Origin of the sequence: Zunongwangia mangrovi (genome assembly GCF_900112105.1) — a bacterium.
Classification (GTDB): domain Bacteria; phylum Bacteroidota; class Bacteroidia; order Flavobacteriales; family Flavobacteriaceae; genus Zunongwangia; species Zunongwangia mangrovi.
Genome location: NZ_FOKV01000004.1, coordinates 237872 through 261400, shown reverse-complemented (window position 1 = coordinate 261400; position 23529 = coordinate 237872). Strand labels below are relative to the sequence as shown.

General features: G+C 38.3%; 12 protein-coding genes. All 12 read left to right on the top strand.

From position 1 onward, the window contains the following. Positions 1 to 8 precede the first annotated feature (8 nt). The 12 genes from BM201_RS11510 (at position 9) to BM201_RS11455 (ending at position 23523) form a co-directional block, all read left to right on the top strand. The gene (locus tag BM201_RS11510; RefSeq protein ID WP_217643056.1) at positions 9 to 1976 is read left to right on the top strand and encodes a RagB/SusD family nutrient uptake outer membrane protein; all 1968 of its coding nucleotides are present in this window, start codon (positions 9 to 11) and stop codon (positions 1974 to 1976) included. Positions 1977 to 2068: 92 nt separating this feature from the next. Then, a complete protein-coding gene (locus tag BM201_RS18120) occupies positions 2069 to 3787 on the top strand; it encodes a pectate lyase family protein (RefSeq protein ID WP_092542763.1) in 1719 nt (572 codons plus the stop codon). Between the two features lie 5 nt (positions 3788 to 3792). Then, positions 3793 to 5901: a DUF3826 domain-containing protein gene (locus tag BM201_RS11500; protein WP_092542761.1), complete on the top strand. Its 2109-nt coding sequence runs from the start codon at positions 3793 to 3795 to the stop codon at positions 5899 to 5901. Positions 5902 to 6040: 139 nt separating this feature from the next. Continuing rightward, on the top strand, positions 6041 to 7747 hold the full coding sequence (locus BM201_RS11495; protein WP_092542759.1) for a pectate lyase family protein: 1707 nt from the start codon (positions 6041 to 6043) through the stop codon (positions 7745 to 7747). A gap of 70 nt (positions 7748 to 7817) precedes the next feature. After that, a complete protein-coding gene (locus tag BM201_RS11490; RefSeq protein ID WP_092542757.1) occupies positions 7818 to 10931 on the top strand; it encodes a DUF6298 domain-containing protein in 3114 nt (1037 codons plus the stop codon). Positions 10932 to 10934: 3 nt separating this feature from the next. Continuing rightward, the gene (locus BM201_RS11485; RefSeq protein WP_092542755.1) at positions 10935 to 12368 is read left to right on the top strand and encodes a glycoside hydrolase family 140 protein; all 1434 of its coding nucleotides are present in this window, start codon (positions 10935 to 10937) and stop codon (positions 12366 to 12368) included. A gap of 3 nt (positions 12369 to 12371) precedes the next feature. Then, complete coding sequence (locus BM201_RS11480) at positions 12372 to 13949, top strand: glycoside hydrolase family 28 protein (RefSeq protein WP_092542753.1); 1578 nt, start codon at positions 12372 to 12374, stop codon at positions 13947 to 13949. Continuing rightward, the gene (locus BM201_RS11475; protein ID WP_092542751.1) at positions 13949 to 14941 is read left to right on the top strand and encodes a glycoside hydrolase family 43 protein; all 993 of its coding nucleotides are present in this window, start codon (positions 13949 to 13951) and stop codon (positions 14939 to 14941) included. Before BM201_RS11480 ends, BM201_RS11475 begins: the two co-directional genes overlap by 1 nt. A 32-nt stretch (positions 14942 to 14973) precedes the next feature. Then, positions 14974 to 16842 (top strand): exo-alpha-sialidase, encoded by a 1869-nt coding sequence (locus BM201_RS11470; RefSeq protein ID WP_092542749.1) that lies wholly within the window; start codon positions 14974 to 14976, stop codon positions 16840 to 16842. Further along, the gene (locus tag BM201_RS11465; RefSeq protein WP_092542747.1) at positions 16843 to 19635 is read left to right on the top strand and encodes an alpha-L-rhamnosidase; all 2793 of its coding nucleotides are present in this window, start codon (positions 16843 to 16845) and stop codon (positions 19633 to 19635) included. After that, positions 19635 to 21074, top strand: coding sequence for an alpha/beta hydrolase family protein (locus BM201_RS11460; protein WP_092542745.1), 1440 nt, complete (start codon positions 19635 to 19637; stop codon positions 21072 to 21074). Before BM201_RS11465 ends, BM201_RS11460 begins: the two co-directional genes overlap by 1 nt. Next, positions 21067 to 23523, top strand: a complete 2457-nt coding sequence (locus tag BM201_RS11455; RefSeq protein WP_092542743.1) for a glycoside hydrolase family 95 protein — start codon at positions 21067 to 21069, stop codon at positions 23521 to 23523. Before BM201_RS11460 ends, BM201_RS11455 begins: the two co-directional genes overlap by 8 nt. Positions 23524 to 23529 lie beyond the last annotated feature (6 nt).

Below are 23529 nucleotides of genomic sequence, written 5' to 3'. Positions count from 1 at the left end.
AGAAAGCAATGATGACGATAAATATAAAAAACACAAACAAGTTAGTTTTACTCGCGTTGGTATTCCTTTCGGTTTCCTGTAGCGATGAGTTCCTTGAAGAGAAACAAGACTGGACAGGAGTTAATGAGCAGGTATTTCAGGATGAGATGAGAGCTACAGCATATATAGATTATGTGTATGGACTATTCCTTCCAGGGGATGGCAATGTTCCACAGTGGTGGTATCATTCGCATAATGATGATTTACTACAAACTAGTGATGAATATTATGGCCAAACAAGATGGAATCAGGAATGGGCGAGTATTTCGCCAAATGAAAGCCATGCCTGGGATTATATTGGTCGAAGAATGCAAACTAATATAAATAACTCTACTTACACAAGAATTCGTCAAATTAATCTATTTATTAATAATGTTGATCAATATGATGGTATAGAGGAAGAAATGAAGAATTACCTTAAAGGTCAGATGTATTTTTGGCGTGGATATCAGTATTTTGATTTGGCAAGCTGGTATGGCGGTGTTCCTATCGAGTTAGAAGCACAAAATCCAATTGTTGATCCCGCGGGACAAACGCCTAGATCATCAGCCCAGGAAACATTGGCTCAGGCTATGGCAGATCTAGATATGGCAAAAGATTTATTACCGGGAAGATGGAGTGATGCTGCAGATTGGGGACGCGTAACTAGCGGAACAGCAGCAGCTTTAAAAGGTAGAGCTGCCTTGTTGTGGGCAAGTCCTCAATTTAATAGAGATGACGATCAACAAAGATGGCAGGCTGCTTATGATGCCAACTTAGAAGCTCGTAATATTTTAGAAGAAAATGGATTCGGTCTGTATCAGGGTGAATGGGGCGATATTTGGAGTCAGGAAGTTGGAAATCCAGAAGCTGTTTGGGTATGGAGCTTTAATACACTAACAAATGATCGACAGTTAAATAGTGGTTGGGAAACTATAAGTCGCCCGAGTGATCAGGAGTCTTTTTATCAAGCAAAACCTACTAAACAGACTGTGGACGCTTTCCCTATGAGAGATGGAAGGCCTATTGGTGAATCAGATACCTATGATTATGACCTACAGAGCTTTTATAAAAATCGAGATCCTCGTTTTTATGCCACTTTTGTGATTCCAGGAGATAGATTTCCATATGAAGAAAGACAAGATTATAGGTCATGGAATTATACTTGGTTTAGTGAAGAAAATATTGAAACTCCAAATGAAGATACTGATGATGCTGCAAATGCTAGTGGTTTCTATGTGAAAAAAATGACGGATCCTAACGCTTCGAATACTGATTTTTTCAGGGAGGCAGGCAATGATTATATAGAGATTAGGTTTGCAGAAGTTGTGTTGAATCTGGCTGAAGCTGCGATTGGTGCAAATAATTTGGATGAAGGCAAGCAAGGGATAATTGAAATTCGAGAGCGTGCTGGTTTAGAAAACCTTGATGGTAGTTTTGGTTTAGCAGACGTTAATTCTAGAGATGAGTTATTTGGTGCTGTTGTAAAAGAAAGACAAGTTGAATTAGCTTACGAAAGACAAAAAAGATACTATACCTTAAAACGTTGGATGTTATTTAATGACGATTTTGGAACTTGTACCAGGTTAGGAATAGAACCAATAGATGGTACAAGAAGAACCGGTTTTTATTTTATAGCTCAAAGCGAGGATGGTGATGATTACATTGGCACAGAAGATCCTTTTGAGCCAAATGAAGAAGGAGTTGCACCAGTAGTAGACCGGATGCCAGAAACGTTTCCAGAAGGTATTAGCTCAGAGGAAGAATACGTTGAATGGTGGAGAGATAATTATTTCCGAATTCAGGTTAGGGATAATTTAGACCCAACAGATAATAACTGGACTTTTTCCTGGTATAATGAGTACTATTTCTTAGGAATTTATCAGGATTTGATTGAAACAAATCCATATTTAGAACAAACTATTGGATGGGGCGGAACCTTTGATCCACTTGAATAGCCTTTAATATTAATTAAATAAAGAAACTTATCTCTAGTAGGGATAAGTTTCTTTTCTATTTCCGAAAATTTTGAATTTAAAATTATTATTTGATGATTAGAAAAAATTTGCTCAAAGCCCTATTTTTATTTGGAATCATTAGTACTGTAAATGCGCAATACCCAAGTCTAACTGAAGAAGATAGAGCAAAAGAAAAAGAAATTAAAACTGAAGCATATAATCACTCTGACGAAGTTTGGAAGGAAGCTTTTAAAATTGTTCAGAAGGAAGTTATGGAGGGAAAACCTTATGTTCCCTGGGCTTTTAGGCCTAGCGATATACCTCAAGCAAAAATTCCATCTTTCCCGGGAGCTGAAGGTGGAGGAATGTTTACGTATGGAGGTCGAGGAGGCGAAATTTATACGGTAACAAATCTAAAAGATAGCGGACCTGGTTCCTTTCGTTGGGCGTGTGAAAAAGGAGGAGCTCGTACAATAGTATTTAATGTAGCAGGGATCATAAAATTAGAAACTCCATTGATAGTACGTGCACCTTATATTACAATAGCTGGGCAAACCGCACCTGGCGATGGAGTAGTAATAGCTGGAGAAACCGTTTGGATCGATACTCACGATGTAATCATAAGACATATGCGTTTTCGTAGAGGAGAAACATTTGTTGGTAGAAGAGATGATGCTATTGGAGGTAATCCTGTAGGAAATATAATGATAGATCATGTTTCTGCCAGCTGGGGCTTAGATGAGAATATGTCTATTTACCGGCACATGTATAGCCCAGGTGGCGACTATGATCAGGAAAAATTAGGTACTGTAAATGTTACTATACAAAATAGTATTTTTTCTGAGGATCTAGATACCTATAATCATTCTTTAGGTAGCACATTAGGTGGTGAAAACTGTTCTTTTATGAGAAATTTATGGGCCAGCAATGCAGGAAGAAATCCTTCAATTGGATGGAACGGTATTTTTAATTTCGTAAATAATATCGTTTTTAACTGGAGCCATAGAACTACTGATGGTGGCGACTATAAGGCCAAGTACAATATTATAAATAATTATTATCAACCTGGTCCAGTAACCCCGAAAGATCAACCGGTAGCTCACCGTATCCTGAAACCAGAAGGAGGATTGAGTGATTTAGATACACTTTTGTTTGGGCGAGCTTATGTAAATGGGAACATAGTTGAGGGGTTTCCTAAAGTAACTAAAGATAACTGGAATGGAGGTGTTCAAATGGAAGGTAAAGATGGTCAACTTTTAGATTATGAACAAGCCAAAACCTTGTTTCCTGCAATAAAGGTAGATGAGCCAATGCCCATGCCTTATTTGACAATTATGAACACTTTAGATGCTTATGGATATGTCCTTAAAAATGTGGGGGCAACTCTTCCCAAACGTGACCCTGTAGACGAACGGGTAATTAAAACAGTAAGAACCGGAGAGGCCATTTATGAAAAAGGTTTAGATCCAGATTCTTTTTATCAATTTGAGCATCGAAGATTACCAGCCGATTCATACAAAAATGGTATTATAACTGATATTTCTCAGGTTGGAGGTTTTCCAGAATACGAGGGTAAAAAGTATTTAGATTCAGATAAAGATGGCATGCCAGATGCTTATGAGGTTGCAGTTGGATTAGATCCAAAGGATTATTCTGATGCTAAGAAAGATCTTAATGGTGATGGATATACTAATATTGAAATGTATATCAATGGAATTGATCCCAACCGATCTATAGATTGGACTCAACTAGGGAATAATTATGATACGCTTGCAAAGTTAGAAAATGGCCTTAATAAGTTTAAAAAATAATTAAGATGAAAAATGTATTTTTAATAATATTGGTCATATTTAGTTCTTCGATTGGATTTTGTCAGGAAAATTTTGATCCAGAGTACGTTAAAGTTACTAACGAACGTGCACAGAAAATTGTTGATGGTATAGAAATCGGGAACGATGAGAAAAGTGTATTAGTTAGAAATATGATAGCTGAACAATATCGATCTTTAAGCCGAATTCATGAGAAAAGAGATGAAAAAGTAGAGGAAGTAAGGGCTGAATTTCCTAAGAAAGAGTTTCCAGAAAAATACGAAAAGAAGGTTGAGGAAATCCGGAGTGATGCTGATAAAGAGATTTTAAAGCTACACAATACTTTTCTAAAAAGATTATCTAGAGAATTAAGTACTGAACAAATAGAAGCCGTAAAAGATGGAATGACTTATGGAGTCGTTCCGAAAACTTACCTGGCATTTCAGGAAATGTTACCTAATCTTAAAAAAGAAGAAAAAGATTTTATTCTTACAAATTTAAAGGAAGCCAGGGAAAAAGCGATGGATGCTGGTTCTTCTCATAAAAAGCACTGGTGGTTTGGGAAGTACAAAGGTAAAATAAATAATTATTTATCTTCTAGAGGATATGATCTGGCAAAAGCAGGGGAAGAATGGCAAAAGAGAATAGAAGAAGAAAAGAAAAAACTAGCATTAAGAGAACCACCGCACCCTCCACGTCTACCTGAAGAAGTTATACCGGCATTCCCTGGGGCATGGGGAGGTGGTATGTTTACCTCTGGAGGTAGAGGAGGTAAAGTTATCGCTGTAACTAATCTTAATGATAGTGGGCCTGGTAGTCTTAGAGAAGCACTTGAAGATGATGAACCGCGCACAGTTGTTTTTCGAGTAGCAGGAACTATAAAAATAGATGAAGATTTAAATATAGATCACCCAAATTTAACGGTGGCTGGACAAACAGCACCTGGTGACGGTATATGTATAGCAGGGACAGTGAATATAAATACGCATAATGTTATACTTCGGCACCTTAGGGTACGACGTGGTGTTTCCTCTGGAGGTCAAGGAGATGATAATATAGGCGGTAATCCAGATCATCATATTATTATAGATCATTGTTCTACCAGCTGGGGGATGGATGAGAATATCTCCATATACAGACACATGAGATCATCTTTAGATGGTGAATCCCGAATAAAAGACCCTTCAGAAAATATAACCATTCAATGGACAATTTCTAGTGAAGCTTTAGATGCTAAAGGCCACGCATTTGGAGGAACCTGGGGAGGAAATCCTTCTACATTTCATCATAATCTGTTTGCTAGTAATACAGCAAGGAATCCATCTATAGGAATGTCAGGTAATTTTGATTTCAGATATAATGTAATTTTTAATTGGGGGCATCGATCTATTGATGGAGGTGATGAAACTTCTATGATTAACCTAATCAATAATTATTTTAAGCCAGGACCTGCTACTAACGAAGACATTAAGTCAACTTTTGCACGTATTGAGGAGAGACATATGTATTCACCGGGTAGTGCCTGGGCAGATGGTGGTTGGTATCCAGAATCTCCAGACCGGCCTGGAAAATGGTTTATTGATGGTAATGTAATGCATGATAATAATATCTTGACCGAAAATAATTGGAGGGGTGTTCGTGGTCAAAATCTTGATATGGAAAACGTTGAACATCTTAAGGATATGGCTCGCGTAAACACACCTTTCGTTGGATGGCCTGTTGCTCCACATCATTCTGCAGAAAATGCTTATGAAGTAGTATTAAAGAAATCTGGAGCCACTTTGCCTAAAAGGGATCCTGTAGATGCAAGGGTTATTGATATGGTACGTACAGGGAAACCAACTACGTCCACTGGAATTATCAAGAATATTTCTGAAGTAGGGGGCTATCCTAATTTATCTTTCAATCCAGATGAGGTTCCAATAGATTCTGATGGCGATGGAATGCCAGATGATTGGGAAATTGAGAATGGATTAGATCCTAAAGATCCGAAAGATGGTGCAGAAGATACCGATGAAGATGGGTATACTAATCTGGAAGAATTTCTAAACGGAACTGACCCGAATGAAAAAATTGATTACCGCAATTTGGGTAATAATGTTGATACTATTAGTTGATGCTATCGAAGCATTCTCATTAATTCGGTCCCAAAGATATTTATAAAATGTTTTTGGGATTTTTTTATTATACGAGTAAGTGCAGGATACATTACTTACATGTGAAAACTATATTGCATTAAGAATTTAAATAAAATGCATGCTTTCTAAATCTATCTACTTAACAATAATTTTTTGGTTTTGTCTTTCATCATTCGTTTCGTTGGCTCAATATCCAGAAATTCCAGAGGAAATGCAGGCTAAGACTGATGCCTGGATGTCGATTGAAGAGGAACGTTTGCAGGAATTGTGGGATAGCGAAATTTACGATATCGTTAGAGCTGAGGCAAAGGAAGGACGGCCTTATATTCCTTCGGGATCTCATCCCGATGATTTCATCAAGGCTGATATTCCGGCATTTCCAGGTGCTCAGGGAGGAGGTATGTATACTCCTGGAGGTAGAGGAGGTAAAGTATTTGTGGTGAAAAATTTAAACGATAGCGGTCCTGGTTCGTTAAGGGAAGCTTGTGAAGCAGGTGGTGCCAGAACTATTGTATTTAACGTAGCCGGAATCATCAAATTAGAGAAGCCAATAAGTATTCGTGCTCCTTACGTAACTATTGCAGGACAAACTGCACCAGGTGATGGTGTTTGTGTTGCTGGAGAAAGTTTCAAAATAGATACCCATGATGTGATTATTAGACATATGAGATTCCGTAGAGGAGCAACAGATGTAACTCGTAGAGATGATGCGCTTGGTGGTTCACCAATGGGTAATATTATAATAGATCATGTTTCTGCTAGCTGGGGACTCGATGAAAATATGTCTCTTTATCGTAATATGTTCAAAGCAAATAAAAATTCCGATCGGGAGAAATTACCAACTTCAAATTTAACGATTCAGAACAGTATTTCTTCAGAAGGGCTAGATACCTATAATCATGCCTTTGGTAGTACAATTGGCGGTTTAAATAGTACTTTTATTCGTAACCTTTGGGCGAACAACATTTCAAGGAATCCTTCAGTTGGAATGTACGGTAGTTTTAATTTTATAAACAATGTACTCTTTAATTGGTGGAATAGATCAATTGATGGGGGGGATTATCGCTCTCGATTCAATATCATTAATAATTATTTCAAACCTGGACCAATAACCCCGAAAAATGAACCGATTAGTTATCGAATATTAAAGCCAGAGTCTGGGTATCTAGATCCCAAAACCTATGGAAGAGCATTTGTTTCTGGGAATATAATCGAGGGAAATACAGAAGTTACTAAAGATAATTGGAATGGTGGCGTACAACTGGAAGATATCTCAGAAGCTGAGAAAAAAGATCGTTTTGAATATATAAAACAAGATAAAATGTTTGCTATGAATAATGTGCAAAAGATGGCAGCTAAAGAGGCTTATGATTTTGTACTTAATAATGCAGGTGCTACACTTCCAAGAAGAGATGCTGTAGATAAACGAGTAATTAAAATGGTTAGAACTGGTGAAATTAATGTTCCAGATGGATTAGAAACGAAAATAGGCACAGAGTTTATCAATAGAAGACTTCCCGCAGATTCCTACAAAAAAGGAATTATTACCCGTCCAGAACAAGTAGGCGGATATCCAGATTATAAAGGAAATCCTTATTTAGATTCTGATAGTGATGGTATGCCAGATACATGGGAAGAAAAATATGGATTGGATCCAAAGGATTCATCAGATGCTATTAATGATATGAATGGTGATGGATATACTAATATTGAAAAATATATCAATGGTATTGATCCGACTAAAAAAGTAGATTGGACTAAGTTTGAGAATAATGTAGATACACTTTCAGAATTAAAAGGTGGATTGAATAAATACAAGAAATAGCCATCAACTTAATTAATATTATACTTCTAGTGATATCTATTAAAAATTTTAAAATAGAATATTGATGATAATGCATAAAAGCTTAGTTGTCCTATTTTTATTACTCATTGGTATCCTTGAAGTCCAAGGACAGCAGGATTATCCAGATTTAAGTAAGGATGAAAATGGCCAGATCACCTATTTAGCTGATAAATCTGGTAATAATATTCCTGATTTTTCTTATTCTGGTTATCAAATGTCTTCTGAAAGCATTCCTAATGTACCGGCGAAGGTCATTATTTCTTCTATGGATAGTGATGCAACCCAAACTATTCAACAAGCTGTAGATTATGTCTCTAACCTGAAGCCAGATAAAAATGGATTTCGAGGAGCAGTGGTCCTTAAAGAAGGTACATTTCATATAAATGGAACAGTGTATTTAAGATCATCTGGAATAGTACTTCGTGGATCAGGAAATTCAAAAAATGGTACCGTTCTGCTAGGAACAGGTGTGAAAAGGGAAGCAATGATCCGGATTTTTGGTGAAAAGGATTTTAAAGTAACTGATACAATTAAATTATCTTCAGATGTTATTCCATTAGGAACTGATGAAATAAAAATTGTTCCTAATAATTTAAATTCTGGTGATCAAATTTTTGTTCAACTAAACATGAGTCAGGATTTTATTGATACTCTGGGAATGAAAAATTTTGGAGCTGAGACAGGTTGGATAGGATGGAAGCCTGAAGATTGGAAGATTAGTTGGGATCGAGAAATTACAGGTATTAATTCTGATAAATATCACTTAAGTGCCCCTCTTACCATGAGAATGAATCCTAAGAAAGACAGTATTCAAATTCTAAAATATGAGTGGCCAGGCAGAATAGAAAATGTAGGTATTGAAAACTTGAAGATTCAATCTCAATTTGAAGAAGGTAATGCAAGAGATGAACAGCATCGATGGCTCGGTGTTTCTATAGAAAATGCCAGAAATGTTTGGATTAGAAGATTAAATTTTGAAAATATGGCTGGAGGTGCGGTTCATGTCCTAAAAACAGCTAGTTTAGTTACAGTAGAAGATTGTATATCTAAACATCCGGTTTCTGAAATAGCCGCGTTTAGAAGGCATACATTTTATACTGAAGGGCAGCTTACACTTTTTCAAAGGTGTTATTCAGAATTCGGATATCATGATTTTGCAGTTGGCGGTTATGGTACTACTGGTCCTAATGCTTTCGTCCAATGTGAAGCATATTTACCTTATAGTTTCTCTGGAACGATTGGTAGCTGGGCCACCGGTGTACTTTTCGATGTAGTAAATATAGATGGTGAAGCATTGAGTTTAGGCAATCAAGGACAGTTAGCTAGAGGTTCTGGTTGGACTTCTGCAAATTCAGTTATTTGGGAAAGTTCAGCATCTATGATGCAAGTTCCAAATCCTCCAATCGCCCAAAATTGGGCATTTGGTGTATGGGGGCAATTTGATGGGAATGGGTATTGGAAAGAAGTTAATAGTCACATTAAACCCAGAAGTCTTTTTTATGCACAGCTCAATCAAAGATTGGAATCTTCAGAGATTAATGCAGATATTCTTGAAATAGGAACAGAACCTTCATCAAGTCCAACCATAGAAGCTGCTGAACAGCTTACTCAGGAAGCTGAAAGTGAACTAACAGGCTTAAAGCAGTGGATTGAAAATGTAGATAAAAGAAAACCGTTCCGCTACAATAATGATAATGCGAAGAAGTTTCAAAATATAAAATTATCTAAGGCAGAAACTGTTGAAAAAGACGATAAAAAAATTGTTATAGAAAATGGGATTATCACATTTGATGGGAAACTGCTTGCAGGAAAGCACATGTCTGTTATGTGGTGGCGGGGAAGCTTAAGAGACGATGACATTCGTAAATCTACTCCGCATGTCACCAGATTTGTACCCGGAAGAAGAGGAGTTGGTCTAACCGATAATTTAGAGGAGACCGTTTCTTGGTTAAAAAATAATAATATTGTCGCCATAGATCACAATTATGGTTTATGGTATGAAAGACGAATGGACGATCATCAGCGGGTCCGTAGATATGATACAGATACTTGGCCACCATTTTACGAACAACCTTTTGCCCGGAGCGGAAAAGGTACTGCCTGGGACCACCTTAGCAAATATGACCTTACAAAATATAATAAATGGTATTGGTCAAGATTAAAGCGCTATGCTCAACTTGCAGAGAAGCAAGGACAGATGTTATTTCACCAGCAATACTTTCAGCATAATATTCTGGAAGCTGGAGCACATTGGTCTAGCTCACCATGGCGATCTGCGAATAATATTAATGAAACAGGTTTTCCCGAACCACCTCCTTATGCAGGAGACAAAAGAATTTTTATGGCTCGGCAGTTTTATGATGTGACCAACGAAAACAGAAAATCCTTGCATAAATCTTATATTGAAAAATCATTAGAAAACTTCAAAGAAAAGAGTAGCACCATTCAATTTACCAGTGCCGAATATACCGGTCCTGTTCATTTTACTGAGTTTTGGGTAGATGTTATAAAAGATTGGGAAAGTAAAAATGATAATAAAGCTTTTATTGGGCTTAGCGCAACTAAAGATGTACAGGATGCTATTCTTAATAATGAAGAGAGGGCATCAGTAATTGATGTTATCGATATTAAATATTGGTATTATAGGCAAAACGGAGAGGCTTATGCTCCAAAAGGTGGCAAAAATCTTGCGCCCAGGCAGCATTCCAGAAAAATGGAAAATGGCAAGGAGTCCGATAGATCAGTTTACAGAGCGATACGCGAATATCGAGAAAGGTTTCCGGAAAAAGCAGTCCTTTATAATACTAATAGTGCTCCAAGATTTGGATGGGCGCAATTAATGGCAACTGCTTCGCTTCCCGCTATACCAAAGGTTGATCTGGAAAAATTTTATGACGAAATTCCCGAAATGACTTTTTCGAATAATGAAAATTATAAAAGTGATTTCTGGACTCTTCAGAATAATGATCGAGCGTATTTAATTTATTTAAATGAGAACAGAATGTTTTCCGTAGATCTTAAAAATTTTAAAGGAAGATTTCAGGTGTATACAATCGATCCGGAAACTGGAAAATCCGCAAAAAAAGAAATAATAAAAGCTGGTTCAAAAATAGAGATTGAGCCTGGTAATAACGAACGTTTATTTTTTATAGTCAAGATTTAATTTATGATCAAACTAATATTCTTTAAATATCTAACAATCGCATTTTTGTTGATTGCATTTTCTGCCTGCAAGAATGAGCAGGAGAACAAAGAACAGGAAACTTCAGAAGTTGAGATGGATACTGCGCTAATGGGCTTATCTCTTTCAGAAAATCAGCATTATTTTCAGAAAGAAAATGGAGATCCATTTTTTTGGCTGGGTGATACGGGATGGCTAATGTTCAATAAGTTAGACCGTGATGATATCAAACAGTATATAGAAGATAGAAAGAAAAAGAAATTCAATGTAATTCAGGCCATGGTACTTCACACACTTGAAGCGGTAAACGTTCATCAGGATAGTGCATTGGTGAATTTGAACGTTGCTGAGCCTTTAGTAACCGAAGGTATTGAGGTCTCCGATTCCTTGCAGTATGATTTTTGGGATCATATAGATTATGCTGTAAAAACTGCGGAAGAACATGATATCTATATGGCGTTGGTTCCGGTTTGGGGAGGGAATATCAAAAATGTGACGGAAGAACAGGCAAGAGCTTATGGAAAGTTTCTGGCTGAAAGATATAAGGATAGCAAAAATGTGATCTGGTTGAACGGTGGAGATACTTTTGGAAATGAATACAACAATGTTTGGAATGCCCTTGGGGAAAGTCTGGATCAATATAATCCAGATAAACTTATTACATTTCATCCGCGAGGAAGACATGACTCTTCAGATTGGTTTCATAATGCCAGCTGGTTAGATTTTAATATGTTCCAGTCTGGTCACCGAACTTACGATCAGGATGACACCGAAAGAAATTACGGAGAAGATAACTGGCGCTATGTAAAAACAGATTATAGTTTAAAACCTGTTAAGCCAACTTTAGATGGTGAGCCTTCTTACGAGGGAATTCCTTACGGACTTCACGATACGCTTCAACCTTTTTGGAAGGCCCACGAGATCAGACGCTATGCGTATTGGTCAGTTTTTGCTGGTGCAGCCGGGTTTACATATGGCCATAGCGCTGTGATGCAGATGCATCGTCCTCAGGATAAAACGGGGGCTTATGGAAATAAGAAATTATGGACTGAAGCTTTGAATGATCCTGGTGCGAAACAAATGACGCACCTTAAAGAACTAATGCTCGATTATTCCTATTTCGACAGAAAACCAGATTCTACACTGGTTATAAATAGCGGCGAGCGATACGATTTTTTATCGGCCACAAGCGGTAATGGATATGCCATGGTTTACACCTATAATGGTCAAAATATTGAAATAAATTCTGAAAAATTACCTTTCAAGGAATTTGAAGCCTATTGGTTTGATCCTAGAAATGGTGAAAAAACGGTGATTCAAAGCCTTCCTGAAGCGAAGGAAGGAGTTTATATTTTTGATCCTGAAGGTGAAAAGGAAAATGGAAACGACTGGGTATTAGTCTTAGAAGAGAAAGCTTAAAAGATGAGTAAAAAATATCAATTTCTGGTTTTAGTATTTCTGCCATTTGTCACGTTTGCGCAGGCAGATTGGATCAATATTGCTGAAAAGCGGAAAAGCGTACAGGATTCTGTCATTACAGATGTAATTCAGTCGGCTATAGATGAAGCCTCGGCAAAAGGCGGTGGAACGGTTTATTTCCCTGCCGGGGAATATCTTACCGGTGCGATTCGTTTGAAAAGTAACATAACCTTGCATCTTGATGCCGGAGCCATACTGCGTTTTTCAGATGATTTTAATGATTATTTGCCTTTCGTGGAAATGCGCTGGGAAGGTACTGTCATGAAAAATTTCTCACCACTCATTTATGCTTATGAAGTTGAGAACATTGCTATTACCGGAAGGGGAACGATCGATGGCCAGGGTAGAAAATGGTGGCTAGAACTGTACCGAATTGAAACTGCGGAAGAAAAACCACCAAGAACAAAATTTCAGAAAATGTGGGTGGAGCAGAACAAAGGACTGGAAACTTCCGATTATTACCAGAGAACCATGAGCTGGGAATTCTTCAGACCTCCATTGTTCCAGGCCTATCGTTCAGAAAATATCCTAATTGAAGGCGTTACGATTCAAAATAGTCCTTTTTGGACTGTAAATCCTGCTTTCTGTAATAATATTAGAATAACCGGTGTGACCATTTTCAACCCAGAATCACCGAATACCGATGGGATCAACCCAACCTCCTGTAAGAACGTGCATATTTCAGATAGCCACATCAGTGTGGGAGATGACTGTATTACCATAAAGTCTGGTAGGGATGCAGATGGTAGAAAATGGGCTACCCCAACCGAAAATGTAACTATTACCAACTGTACGATGTTAAGTGGTCATGGAGGAGTGGTGATTGGAAGTGAAATGAGCGGTGGTATTAAAAAGATCACGATCTCTAATTGTGTTTTCGACGGTACCGATCGTGGAATCAGGCTAAAAACTGCGCGTGGTCGTGGTGGAGTTGTTGAAGATATTCGGGTTTCTAATATTGTGATGAATAATATTCAGGAACAGGCCATCATGATGAACATGTTCTATGATCATAACGAAACCATCGAACCAGTTAGCGAACGCACCCCTACATTCAGAAATATTCATTTTTCAGGAATTACAGGTAAGAATATTAAAAATGCTGGGCGAATTGCCGGAATCGAAGAAATGCCAGTAGAAAATATTACTTTTTCCGATATCGATTTTCAGGCGGAAGAAGGCTTTTATATTTCTGTAGCTAAAAACGTGGAATTTCATGATGTTTCGGTAACGACCAAGATGGGTCCTTCTTTTGAAATTCTTAATTCTGAAGATATCATCCTTGATAATGTGGAAACTGAAAGTCCGCTGGAAAATATGGCTGTAGTTAAACTAGAAAACATCAAGAACTTTGTTCTGAATAACACGGCCATGTTCATGTCTTTTGATCTTTTCTTATCTATTTCAGGAGAAAAAACCGAAAACATCTATCTTCAGAATAATACCATGCCCAATGTTAAAAAGGGGCTGAATTTACAAAAGGGAGTTGCTGAAAATTCGATCATTCAAAAGAAGAACTGATGAACAGAGGATTTTTAATATTGTTGTTGATCTTTGCCTTTTCCTGTAAAAATCACGATAAAAAGACTGATAATACAAATGCAGAAACTCAGGGTAATTCTGAAGTCATTCAGAAAAATAAATCAGATTCAGTATATCTTTTCACCACTTTTCGAGAACCGGCAGATGAAGGTTTGTATTTGGCATACAGTGAAGACGGTTATAAATGGAAAGATCTCGGCGGGCCATATTTGAAGCCTGTGGTGGGAGAAAGTAAGATCATGCGAGACCCTTCTGTAGTAAATGGAAGGGACAGCACTTATCATATGGTTTGGACTACAGATTGGCGAGGCGGTAACGGGTTTGGTTACTCCAGTACGACTGATTTTATTAACTGGAGCCAACCGAAAATGATACCGGCCATGGAACATGAACCAGAAGTGGTAAATGTTTGGGCGCCCGAATTATTTTATGATGAAAACCAGAACAGGTTTATCATTCTTTGGGCTTCAACCATACCTTTTCGGTACGAAAAAGAGCAGGAAGAGGAGAAGAACAACCATAGGATGTATTTTACTACAACCAAAGATTTTCAGGAATTTACAGATACCCAATTATTGATGAATGCCGGTTTTAGCATGATAGACTGTGTGATCGTAAAGAGAGGAGAAGGTGATTATGTTTTGGTGCTGAAAGATAATACCAGGCCAAACAGGAATTTGAAGGTAGCGTTTGGATCAGATCCGCTTGGACCTTACTTGGATATTTCCAAACCTTTTACTGGTTTTCTTACCGAAGGTCCCACCGTGATACAACAGGATGGCAAGTACATAATTTATTACGATAATTATGGTGAGAAAACTTTTAGTGCTGTGGAAACCGAAAATTTTCAAAATTTCACAGATATAAGTGAAAAAATCGAGTTGCCGGAAGGTCATAAACACGGTACCATAACAAGAATTTCAAAAGAGGTTCTTGAAGGTCTTATCACTAAAAGCGAAAATCTAAATTAAATTTTCAATTAGCTTTTAATATTTTCTTTTACATGCGCATCAATCCAGTGAACATCTATAAGATAACTGCAGTCCTGATCTTCAGTTTATCTACCTCCTTTATCGTTTCTTCTCAGGATGTGGATACCGCAAAATATGTTGGAACAACCTTATCTAATATAGATTATCATCACGGGCAGTTAAGACCTGCGGTGGGAACCCATGCCACGCAAATTATGAGAGCTTCCAGGGAACATCCTGAAACTGCAGATGGTAAGGGATGGACCTATAATCATGCGCCAAATATGGCTTACTGGAATAAAACGTTCTTCGTTCAGTATTTAAATGATTCGATTAGCGAGCATGTGCCACCAAGCACCACTTTGCTCATCACTTCTGAAGATGGTAAGAACTGGAGCAAACCTGAAGTTATTTTTCCGGAATATAAGATACCTGATGGCTGGACCAAAGAAGGTGTTGAGGGGGAAGCAAAAGACGTTAGCGCCGTAATGCACCAGCGTATGGGGTTTTATACTGCATCGAATGAAAAATTTCTCACGCTGGCCTATTATGGGATTGCGCTCCATGAAAGAGATGATCCTAATGATGGAAAGGGAATTGGCCGCGTGGTTCGTGAAATAAAAAAGGATGGAAGTTACGGGCCCATTTATTTTATCAGGTATAACAAAACCTGGGATCAATCCTTATCTGAATATCCATTTTTTAAGGAAAGTAAGGACAAGGCCTTTGTTAAAGCCTGTGAAGAATTGTTGTCCAAACCTTTAATGATGCAGCAATGGGTGGAAGAACAGGATCGTGACGATCCACTTATTCCGCTTAAAGATCAATTTAAGGCATTCAGTTATTATCATTTGGATGATGGTAGGGTAGTTGGCTGGTGGAAGCACGCGCTTACTTCGATGAGCTTGGACGGCGGTAAAAGTTGGGAATATCACCCAATGCGAGCACCGGGTTTTGTGAATAGTAATGCAAAGATCTGGGGTCAGAAAACTTCAGACGGGAAATACGCAACAGTATATAATCCTTCAGAATATAGATGGCCTTTGGGCATTTCGACCAGCAGCGATGGGTTGAATTTTGATGATCTTTTTCTAGTTCATGGAGAAATAAGTTCCATGAGATATGGAGGAAATTACAAATCTTATGGACCACAATATGTTCGAGGAATTCTTGAAGGGAATGGAACTCCACCTAATGGAAATCTTTGGTTAACATATAGTGTGAACAAAGAGGATATTTGGGTAGCTAAAGTTCCGGTTCCCGTGACCGCAACGGCTGAAGCACATGCCTCTGATAATTTCAATGATATGCCAGACGGTGAAGAGCTGAAAATGTGGAATTATTATGATTTGCAATGGGCTTCTGTAGGTATTGAAAGCAAAGACGGTAAAAAATGGCTGGCATTAAATGATAAAGATGCTTTTGATTATGCAAAAGCAGAACGGATCATTCCTGAAACGGAGAACCTTATAGCTAATTTCACTGTAAAACCTGGCCAGAATGATCACGGAATGCTACAGATCGAATTTCAGAATTCAAAAGGTTTGCCTGCAGTTCGGTTAATTTTTGATGAAAACGGAGAATTCATCGCGAAAGCGGGAGCAAGATTCAGGCATATACTCGATTACGAACCCGATGAGGAATATGAAATTGAGGTTAAACTGGAACCTTCGAAAAGATGGTATATCGTAAAGGTGAACGGTGAGCAAAGAACGCAGAATGTTTTTTATGCACCAGTGCAATCTTTTGAACGCGTAATGTTCAGAACTGGAGAACAAAGGCATTTTCCAACGCCAGATACTCCGGCAGATAATTATATAGACCTTAAAAATGCTGGAAAACAAATTCCAGAAGCTGTGTTTTACATTAATGGGCTCCAAACCAAAGAATTTTCGGAATAGATGAAAGGGAAATTTTCCTATATAGTACTAGTTTTTGTAGCATTACTTACCGCTTGTGGAAGTAAGCCGGAAAATAATGAACAAAAACCCACAGCTTCCCTAAGCGTAGTCAATCCTGAAGTTGCAATGCAATCTCATCCAGTTGGGGTTTCTCCTGAAGATATTCGTTTTGGCTGGCAATTGAAATCTTCAGATTTCGATGTAAAACAAACAGCCTGTCGAATTCAGGTTTTTGAAAACAGGAATTTTGATGATCAGGTTTGGGATAGTGGAAAGATTAGTTCCGAAGAGAGTCAGCATATTGATTATGCTGGTACGCCATTAAAAAATGCTAAGGATTATTATTGGAAAGTTGAAGTATGGAGCAGTAATTCAACTTCCGCTGAAAGCGATATTGCCTATTTCTATACCTCTCCGGAAGAAAAGGATCTTCAAGCACAATGGATTGGCGCCATTACAAGGGCAAACAGCCATCTTCCGGAAGGTCGTAATATGCATACGCCTACATTTAAGAAGTCAAAACGTGATTCTATTGTAGGCGCTGTAGATTCTCTGGCCTATCGAAGTATCATGCTTCGGAAGGAATTCGAATCAAAGAAAAATATCAAATCTGCCAAGATATATGTGTCGGGATTGGGACATTATAAACTCTCTCTAAATGGGGAAACTATTGGCAATAGTGAATTTGCTCCACTTTGGACTGATTATGATAAGACGGTTTATTACAATATTTACGATGTTACCAAACAAATTTCTGATGAAGGAAATGCCATTGGCGTTATGCTTGGTAACGGGATGTATAATGTTATTGGAGAGCGGTATTCCAAGTTTTTTGTCAGTTTTGGTCCCCCAACTTTGTTTCTCCAAATGAAGCTCACTTACGAGGACGGTTCAGAAGAAACGATCGTTACCGATAAAAGCTGGAAATATGCTAAAAGCCCGATCACTTTTAATACCATTTTCGGTGGTGAAGATTACGACGCAAGGCTGGAACAGGAAGGATGGAATGAGTCTGGTTTTGATCAATCTGGCTGGCAGGATGTAGTTATTCAGAATGCACCGAAAGGTAAACTCACACCACAACAAGCACCTGCTGTTAAGGTTTCTAATAGCTTCGATGTAGAGTCTTCATACAAGATAGCAGATACCACTTTTGTGTTGGATATGGGACAGAATCTTTCCGGGTTTCCAAGCATCAAAGCTCGGGGTAAAAAAGGGCAGAAAATAAGGATCTGGGTTGGTGAAAAGTTGAAAGAAAACGGCACTGTTTCCCAGGGAGGTTCCGGTAAACCCTACTATTACGAATATACCTTCAAAGGGGAAGGAGTGGAATCCTGGCGTCCCTATTTTAGTTATTACGGTTACCAGTATATTCAAATTGAAGGAACGAATTATAAGTCTCAAGAAATTCAGAATGTACCTACGGTCCTGGAAGTAAAGTCACTTTTTCTAACAAATTCTTCCAAACCTGCCGGGACTTTCGAAAGTTCAAATGAAATTTTCAACCAGACGCATCAACTTATCGATGCCGCCATAAAAAGTAATTTTCATAGCGTGTTTACAGATTGTCCACATCGTGAAAAATTAGGCTGGCTCGAAGAAACTCATTTAAATGGACCTGGTTTATTTTACAATTATCAGCTGGAAGGATTTATTCCGAAGGTGATGCACGATATTGCCGACGCGCAAAGGGAAAACGGGTTAATTCCGAATATCGCTCCAGAATATATCGTATTCGGTGGTGATTTCACCGATTCCCCGGAATGGGGGCTTGCCGGTGTAATGCTTCCCTGGATGTATTACGAATATTACGGCGATGCTTCGCTAATCGAAAAATATTACCCGGTGATGAAGAGATATGTAGATTATCTTTCTTCAACTGCAGAAAATCATCTAGTAGATCATGGCCTTGGCGACTGGTATGATTATGGGGAACATGCGGCAGGATATTCCAAGAACAGCCCCATTGCACTTTCAGCAACCAGTCATTATTTCTACGGATCAAAATTATTGGCTAAAGCCGCCAATATGCTTGGTAAATCGGCAGATGCTGAAAAATATACAGCGCTTACCCGGGAGATCAGAACAGCTTTTAATGCCGAATTTTATAATGCTGATAAGGGTAGCTACGCAACTGGAAGTCAGTTTAGCAATGCGGTGCCTGTTTATATGGGAATTGTCCAGCCTGAGAATAAAGAAAAAGTTTTGAAGAGCCTGATGGATACCATTCAGTCGAATAACTATAGACTTACTACGGGAGATGTGGGTAATCGATATTTATATCAAACCTTGGCTGAAAATCATGAAAATGAGACCATGTTTAAATTGCAAAATCATTACGACACTCCCGGCTATGGATTTCAGATAAAATTTGGATTAACTACGCTTACCGAGCAATGGGATCCACGAAACGGGAATTCCCTCAATCATTTTATGATGGGACAAATCGAAGAATGGTTTTATAAAAGCTTGGCAGGTATGGTTCCCGATCCAGAAAACCCAGGTTTTAAACATTTTTATTTAGAGCCGCAATTGGTGGGAAATATGGAATTTGTAAATGCCACTTACCAATCGCTTTATGGAGAAATTGTTGCTGAATGGAAAAAGGGTGAAAATATGACCAGCTATAACTATACGATTCCTGCGAATGCTTCAGCCACATTAAAACTACCAGCATCCATAAAATCTGAAGTCTTGGTGAATGGCGAAAATTTGAAAGATTATATGTTCAGAAACGATAAAATCGAATTTAGATTAGGTTCAGGAGATTATCAAATCGTAATTAAAAATTAATGAGTTATTACACCAAAAATAAGAATATTATTGTTTTGATCTGGAAGATACTTATCCTTTCATTAGTACTTCTTGTAGGTTCCTTTTCATGGTCTCAAAATTCTGATAATAATTTTAATGAACCAATATCGAAAACGATTGAAAAAATAGAAGAATTGTATAAAATACGGATAAAAGATGATCGAAATCTTTTAGATGACAAAATGTTGGACTATGCGAGTTGGCGTATTCAGCAAGGTAATCTTGAAGCTTCACTAACTGCGATTCTTGCTCCGTTTGATTTAGTATATTGGAAGGAGTCAGATTCGGTTTATAGTATTCGAAAATTCGATTATACTAGGCGGACATTACACGTAGGTAAAAATCGATTGAACTATTTGAACAGTCTTTACTCCAATAAAATGGAATGGGAAGATAGAAAGTCTATCCTTAAATCTTGTATCATAGATGCTTTACAAATAGAGAAAGCATCAGATTTGAGCAATCCAAAAATTATTCTGACAAAGAAAAGAAAGTATAAAAGTTACACTGTTGAAAATATTGCATTAGAGGTTGTTCCTGGCGTTTATACTACAGGTTCAATTTATAAGCCTTTAAGACCTGGTAAAAAAAATGCTGTAATTCTAACACCAAATGGCCATTTTGGAGATGGACGCTATCGGGAAAGTGAACAAATACGATGCGCAAATCTCGCTAAAATGGGCGCAATCGTGGTAAGTTATGATCTTTTTTCCTGGGGTGAATCTGCACTACAGTTTCCTTCGGAATATCATAAAACGAGTATAGCGCAAACCGTTCAGGTTTTAAATGGTAAAAAATTACTGGACTATCTTCTGAAGCTTCCGCAAACTGATTCTAGTCGCGTTGGAATTACCGGTGGTTCCGGTGGAGGTTCACATACGTTGTTTCTTACGGCTATTGACGATCGCATTAAGGTTTCGGTGCCGGTAGTAATGATATCGTCCTATTTTTCTGGAGGTTGCTCCTGTGAAAGCGGTCAGCCTATTCATCTTTGCGGCAACGGAACTAATAACGCAGAAATTTCAGCAATGGCAGTTCCAAGACCTCAACTTATTATTTCAGATGGGCTGGATTGGACGCAAAATGTTCCGGAACTGGAATTTCCCTTTATCAAGAATATATACTCCTTTTATCAAGCTAAAGAGAAGGTTAAGAATGTTCATTTCCCGGAGGAAGGTCATGATTACAAGGAATCCAAGCGAAAAGCGATGTATCAATTTATGGCTGAACATTTAGATTTGGATCTATCCAAAATCATGAAGAATGGAAAAATTTTTGAAGAAATCAGCGTGGAAACTGAAAATCAAATGAAAGCTTACGGTTCAAATGCAGAAAATTTTCCGAAGAATGCGATTAAAGATATCACTGAGTTATATGCGCTGTTTGGGCAAAATTTCGAAAAAAGGAAACATGAATAAAGTTTTAAAAACAATCAGTTTTTTGATGATTTTGACGTCTTCAGGAATATCTATTCAGGGACAGACTGAAAATGATTTAAAACTCTGGTACGATGAACCAGCTGAAAATTGGAATGAAGCCTTACCTATTGGGAATGGACGCATAGGGGCTATGATTTTTGGAAACCCTTCTTTAGAACGTTTGCAATTGAATGAGGAAACCATCTGGGCAGGACAACCTAATAGTATTGCTCATGATAAAGCCCTTATGGCTTTGCCAAAAGTTCGAAAACTCATTTTTGATGGCAAGTATAAAGCAGCTCAGGACCTGGCAACGAGTGATATTCGATCTCAAACCAATAATGGGATGCCGTATCAAACTTTTGGTAATGTCTACATTTCATTTCCCGGTCACCAGGATTACACCAACTATTACCGCGATTTAGATATTCAAAGTGCGTTAGCTTCGGTTTCTTACAAGGTTGATGATGTAACTTACAAAAGAGAAATTATATCCGCATTTAAAGATGATGTGGTTGCGGTAAAACTTTCCGCAGATCAACCCGGGAAGATCACTGCCAATATTTTAATGAATAGCCCGTATGACAAAACCGATCCGGTGAGCAGGGATGATATTATAATGCTTGACGGAACTTCCAGTAACCATGAAGGATTGCGTGGCGGGGTGGATTTTGAAGGTCGTGTAGCAGTGTCCACTAACAGTGGTTCTGCTGTTTCTGAAAATGGAAGTATCTCGATTAAAGAAGCAGACGAAGTAACTATTTATATTTCTATCGCGACCAATTTTAAGAATTATAAGGATCTTTCTGAAGATGTTCGGAGTAAAACGATCAGCTTATTAGACGCAGCGCGAAAAAGAGATTTTGAAACGATCAAAAAAGATCATGCTGACTATTATCAGAAATTTTTTAATAGGGTTTCCCTGGATTTGGGAAAAACAGATGCGCTTGATCAGCCTACAAATCAGCGAATCAAGAATTTTTCAGAGCAGGATGATCCGCAATTGGTAGAATTGTATTTCCAGTTTGGAAGGTATTTGCTTATTTCCAGTTCTCAACCGGGTGGTCAGCCTGCAAATCTTCAGGGAATCTGGAATGATATGCTTTTCCCACCATGGGAAAGCAAGTATACCATGAATATCAATGCTGAAATGAATTACTGGCCAGCCGAGCTGACCAACTTACCGGAAATGCACGAGCCATTCATTCAGCTGGCTAAAGAGGTAAGCGAGACCGGTAAAAAAACTGCCAGGATTATGTATGACGCTGATGGATGGGTGTTGCATCATAATACCGATATCTGGCGAATTACCGGGCCAATCGATAATGCCCACTCAGGCATGTGGCCGAGCGGCGGTGCCTGGTTAATGCAGGATCTTTGGGAACGATACAATTATTCCGGCGATAAGGATTACCTGCGGGAGATCTATCCCATCATGAAAGGTTCTGCGGAATTCTTTTTAGATTTTATGATTCCGCATCCCGAATTTGGATATATGGTAGTGATACCTTCCAATTCTCCTGAAAATTCACATGGAGGCGGTGAAGGAAATGCCTCTATTACCGCCGGGGCTACCATGGATCAGCAATTAATGTTCGATCTTTTTACGCATACTGCAGAAGCTGCTGAAATCCTAAATCAAGATGTAGAATTTGTTCAGAAATTGAATGGTGCAAAGGAGAAACTAGCACCAATGCAGATTGGCCGCTACGGACAATTACAGGAATGGTTAAAAGATTGGGACGATCCTGAAGATGACCACCGTCATATTTCACATTTATACGGTTTATTTCCCAGTAACCAGATTTCACCGTTCAGAAATCCTGAATTATTTGAATCTACCAAAGTGGTGCTGGAGCATCGCGGAGACAAATCTACCGGTTGGTCTATGGGCTGGAAAGTGAATTTGTGGGCGCGATTACTCGATGGAAATCATGCTTATAAATTACTGAATGATCAGCTTAGCCTGGTGGGAAGCGATGGTGGTGGAAGTTATCCAAATATGCTGGATGCACATCCGCCTTTTCAAATTGACGGAAATTTTGGTGTAACCGCAGGAATTGCTGAAATGCTAATGCAAAGTCATGAAGGAGCAATCCATATTTTACCGGCTTTACCAGACGCCTGGGAACAGGGATCCATTCAGGGAATTCGCGCAAGAGGAGGCTTCACCATAAACCTCCTGGAATGGGAAAACAACGAAATTCAGCAATTAACGGTAAAATCTAATCTTGGCGGAAATCTTCGGCTTCGTACGGCTTCAAAACTGGATTTTAAAAATCTGAAAACGGCAAAAGGAGAAAATCCAAATCCTTTTTTCAGAATTAATCCAATTCAGAAGCCAATCGTAAAAGATAAATCCAAAACAACGCAGCCTGATTTGCCAAAATATTACGAATACGATATTAAAACTGAAAAAGGTAAGACTTATACATTTTCAGCAAAATAAAATTTT

Excerpts from the sequence above, each read along its gene's own strand:
- BM201_RS11510 (WP_217643056.1), top strand. The coding sequence starts at position 9 with ATGATGACGATAAATATAAAAAACACAAACAAGTTAGTTTTACTCGCG.
- BM201_RS18120 (WP_092542763.1), top strand. The coding sequence starts at position 2,069 with ATGATTAGAAAAAATTTGCTCAAAGCCCTATTTTTATTTGGAATCATT.
- BM201_RS11500 (WP_092542761.1), top strand. The coding sequence starts at position 3,793 with ATGAAAAATGTATTTTTAATAATATTGGTCATATTTAGTTCTTCGATT.
- BM201_RS11495 (WP_092542759.1), top strand. The coding sequence starts at position 6,041 with ATGCTTTCTAAATCTATCTACTTAACAATAATTTTTTGGTTTTGTCTT.
- BM201_RS11490 (WP_092542757.1), top strand. The coding sequence starts at position 7,818 with ATGCATAAAAGCTTAGTTGTCCTATTTTTATTACTCATTGGTATCCTT.
- BM201_RS11485 (WP_092542755.1), top strand. The coding sequence starts at position 10,935 with ATGATCAAACTAATATTCTTTAAATATCTAACAATCGCATTTTTGTTG.
- BM201_RS11480 (WP_092542753.1), top strand. The coding sequence starts at position 12,372 with ATGAGTAAAAAATATCAATTTCTGGTTTTAGTATTTCTGCCATTTGTC.
- BM201_RS11475 (WP_092542751.1), top strand. The coding sequence starts at position 13,949 with ATGAACAGAGGATTTTTAATATTGTTGTTGATCTTTGCCTTTTCCTGT.
- BM201_RS11470 (WP_092542749.1), top strand. The coding sequence starts at position 14,974 with ATGCGCATCAATCCAGTGAACATCTATAAGATAACTGCAGTCCTGATC.
- BM201_RS11465 (WP_092542747.1), top strand. The coding sequence starts at position 16,843 with ATGAAAGGGAAATTTTCCTATATAGTACTAGTTTTTGTAGCATTACTT.
- BM201_RS11460 (WP_092542745.1), top strand. The coding sequence starts at position 19,635 with ATGAGTTATTACACCAAAAATAAGAATATTATTGTTTTGATCTGGAAG.
- BM201_RS11455 (WP_092542743.1), top strand. The coding sequence starts at position 21,067 with ATGAATAAAGTTTTAAAAACAATCAGTTTTTTGATGATTTTGACGTCT.